We start from the raw sequence: 3,468 nt of genomic DNA on the forward strand, positions 1-3,468 counted from the left end.
CTATCGGTCCCCACGCGAGTTCATTGCGCAAACCTGCGAGGCTCTGTCAGGCCTTTAGGGGGCAACAACATCTTCCGATTGAACGGAAGATGGAATCAAATCGGGAGCTGCCTTTGACCGCCGCTCAGTCGCAGATGCTCGATCAGTTAATCGAAGATCATCGACTGTACAGTGAAAAGCGGCAGACGACCAACCCCACCGGGGTTGGCGCGCCAGGTCATGTCATGAGCATTGTGACACCGTTTGGTCGCACAACCGTATCGTGGTACGGGCGACTGGAGGGCGTCAGCGGGAAAGTTGCAGATATCGTTCTTGGTAACGGTTGAACGGCTGCTTTCCACCAATTCCGGCCATTCCGCTTCCGCCCAATAGCGGACATAGCGGTGACCGGCTAAGATCAGCGGCTATGACACCCATTGAAGCCTTCGAGCCTTTTGCCGCGTCGCTCATCGGCTTGCCTATAAGTCACGTCTGGCGTGGCTATGGGTCCGCCATCTTCATCGAATGCGGCAAGTTGCACCCTGTAGCCAATCGAGATGGCTCGACAGGCCATCCCGAAGGTGAAGTATCGCTCGGTGTCGAATGGAGTTGGCGCATCGAGGATGCGACGGCGATCCGATGCGGAAGCTGGAGTGAGGACGACCTGTGGGAGCGAGCTCTCGACGACTTACGCCACGCCCGGATTGCGCGATGCGAGCTATTTGGCGAACTGCCCGAAGTGGCCATGACGACGGATGGCGGAGTCCGGTTCCTGTCGTTCTCGACTACAGACGGCCAGCCGCAATGGCACTTCGTGGACCGGCGCAATGGTGCGCCGCGATGGTTCACCGTTCGAGAGGGGCAGCTACACCTCGGAGCCGGTAGTGAGCCTGCCGCCTGAATGTCCGCTTGCCACCAATCCCGGCCATTCCGCTCCCGCCCGGGTAGCGACGTTCGCGCGGCCGATCGACAACAACCCGAAGCGGCCAGTCTGCATTCGCCCAAAAGGCGACATTCGCTGCGATGTTGGCCGCACTTATGGCCTGCCGAAAAAAATTCTGTAGTGGGTAAACGGGTCCCTCACAGGGGGGCACTGAGAGGGCAAATGCTGACCGCGGCCAGGGCCTGGTTTGGGCTAGCTATCGTCTACATTTCAGGAGCTTCAGCGATGGAAGAACCAGGATACAGAAGCGATACAAAGGAGCTTTGGAAGCGTGTCGTTCCTTTAGTCGTTGGAGTGGTGGCGCTTCTTGCCATACCACGAGCCGCCATGATGGCGCTCATGACCCCGATGATGTTTGACGCACCCGAGACGATTTCGAAGATTGGCCCTTATATCATGCTTGCGGTGCTACTGGCGAAGCCAGTGATGCTGTTTAGCACCGTGGTGTTATCCTTTCTTGTCTTCAAAGACTTTTCTCAGCGTCGCTTTGTGGGACTGCTCGTCGTACCCGCACTTTGGTGGGCAATTTATTGGGTGTCACTCGTGGTGGTGGCGTAACGCAGGTCGATGTTTACGGCGTTGCCCTCTTAAGGAACGTCTGCTCTCCACCACAATGCGACATTCGCGATTGGTAAACTCGACGCCCAAAAGCGGCCGGTCCGCAGACGCCCACAATTGGTCGGTCGATGACCTTTCCGTCGTTCCCAAAAGCGGACATTGATCCCCCGTTTGCGATAACGCCGCTGGCCAGCTTCCTAGCGGCCAGCGTAGGCCCGAACGGCATCGACCGAAACTTGCCATGAGGATGCTTCGCCTCCCTCGCTGCGAGCAGCGTCGGCAACCAGTGCGACGCATGTACCCTCCACCGTAAGCGCCGATCGGGGCATGACCCACTCCTCGAACCAGACGCAATCGAAGGAGCGAAAGCCTGCGAATATGCTCGCATTATCTGTGGTTAGATTAGTGCAGAAGGCCGCGAAGTCGGCGCCACTCGCCAGACGTCCCGCTGCGTCGCGCCAATGCCGAGGGTATTCCTCTCGGGACCAGATCGCCGTGCTGTAGAATATCGTTTCGTCGAGATCGTCGATCCTGACCCAGCCTGTCTGAAATCCAGCGGGTGGCAAAACCGTCGTACCGGGCCGGGCGAAAGCTTGAAGGTCGAACGTGCTCATGCTCCAAGCTACCCGACCTGATGGCAGCTAACCACACCCAAGCTCCTGAAACCTGCCGGGCTGCTCACCACCAAATCTAGACGTTCCGGAGTCGATCGCATCGGAGTACCGCGTACGCCTATTGGCGGATATTCGTTGGCCTACAAACAGCGCACCTACCGTTTCGAGGTCGGGAGAGCCGCGACCGGAACGTAGCGATACCCTGCCGCTCGCGCATTCCCGATTGCGTGAGGGGGAGTGATCTTCATCTGCTTGCGCAAAAGAGCGCAGGCAACCTTGTCGAACGCTTCACTCCCGCTGGTGGCCTTAATCTCACAGGTGGCGAGAAAGCCAGCGGCATCGAACGACAGAAAGGTCGATGTAGGCTGCACGTAGCCGTTCGGCAAAGCTGCGACCGGTACAAATACGCGGCTATCCGGCACCACACCTGGTGCTGGCATGCTCCAGCCGACTGCGGTATGAAAGTTGCCAGCAACTGCGACGCCATCAGGGCCGCGTGCCGGTTCGAAACGCGCCTTCATCAACCGTTTGCAAGTTACCTCGTCAAGCGCTGAGTGCCTAGCACTTTCAGTCACTTGGCAGGACAAGGGGGCACCGTTCACCGATACTTTTAGTTCGATGGAGACATAGCCCTCCTGTCTGTTTCGCAAAGCTTGTTGTGGATAGTCTTCGAACTTTATCGGACTGCTGATCATTTTAGGCGGAACCGCTGACGCGGGTGATGCTTCCCACGCTAATATGTTTCCGGCGAGTGCAGACAAACTCGCCCCAATAATTGAAGCCGTTTCAAACCATCCCATCGCGTTCACCCCGATCACGCCCGGCACAAACGGCGTCAACTGTTATGGCGTTCGTCTTCGCAAATGCCAGCGTAAGAAGATCGCCGTCCAATTCTCCAGCGCTTGAAGGAGCGCAGTTGCGGTTCCGATCTCTATCAAAAGCTGACATCGCCATCTCGATAGACCAACGTCCGCTCACCACCAATCCTGGCCATTCCGCTTCCGCCAATCCCGGACGTTCGTTCATATTACGCTAACGTACCGGGCGTCCCCCGCCTAGAGGGCGACGACCTCTTGGCTCTATGCCTCATCGAGACGCTGTTCTTCACGTTTTGGGCTTGCCATTCCATGGTTCCGGCAGTTCGGCCGCGCCGCCTTATCCTCACCGAACAAGGTGTTACACTAGACACTGTTTGGAGGCGGCAGCATTGGGAGTGGGAGTGTGTCGCTGGCATATGGCCGTTGGGTGGGTACAAACCTCATCTTGAAGTCAATCAAGGCGGCCGTAAGCTGAAGCGGGTCTTCCTAGGGTCAGGACTCATTGGTCATAGCCAGAAGATGACGGTGGCCGCGAGCGCGACGGCAGAGAAGAAGA

5 protein-coding genes are annotated in these 3,468 nt (G+C 57.8%); 4 read left to right on the top strand and 1 reads right to left on the bottom strand.

Going from position 1 to position 3,468, the window contains the following annotated elements; all coding sequences use genetic code 11:
• The 4 genes from IFT71_RS20990 to IFT71_RS21005 form a co-directional block, all read left to right on the top strand.
• A partial coding sequence (locus IFT71_RS20990) for a hypothetical protein (protein WP_206757483.1) occupies nucleotides 1-326 on the top strand: 326 nt, incomplete at its 5' end.
• An 80-nt stretch (nucleotides 327-406) separates the two neighbouring features.
• A complete protein-coding gene (locus IFT71_RS20995) occupies nucleotides 407-880 on the top strand; it encodes a hypothetical protein (protein ID WP_192071985.1) in 474 nt (157 codons plus the stop codon).
• A complete protein-coding gene (locus IFT71_RS21000) occupies nucleotides 864-1,043 on the top strand; it encodes a hypothetical protein (RefSeq protein WP_192143438.1) in 180 nt (59 codons plus the stop codon). Before IFT71_RS20995 ends, IFT71_RS21000 begins: the two co-directional genes overlap by 17 nt.
• 41 nt (nucleotides 1,044-1,084) lie before the next feature.
• Nucleotides 1,085-1,480, top strand: a complete 396-nt coding sequence (locus IFT71_RS21005) for a hypothetical protein (RefSeq protein ID WP_192143440.1) — start codon at nucleotides 1,085-1,087, stop codon at nucleotides 1,478-1,480.
• A gap of 769 nt (nucleotides 1,481-2,249) precedes the next feature.
• On the opposite strand, the gene IFT71_RS21010 is transcribed toward IFT71_RS21005, so the two are convergent.
• Entirely contained in the window at nucleotides 2,250-2,933 is a 684-nt protein-coding gene (locus tag IFT71_RS21010; RefSeq protein ID WP_192143442.1) for an energy transducer TonB, read from the bottom strand.
• Nucleotides 2,934-3,468: the final 535 nt, after the last annotated feature.

Source organism: Sphingomonas sp. CFBP 13733 (assembly GCF_014841795.1).
GTDB lineage: Bacteria > Pseudomonadota > Alphaproteobacteria > Sphingomonadales > Sphingomonadaceae > Sphingomonas > Sphingomonas aerolata.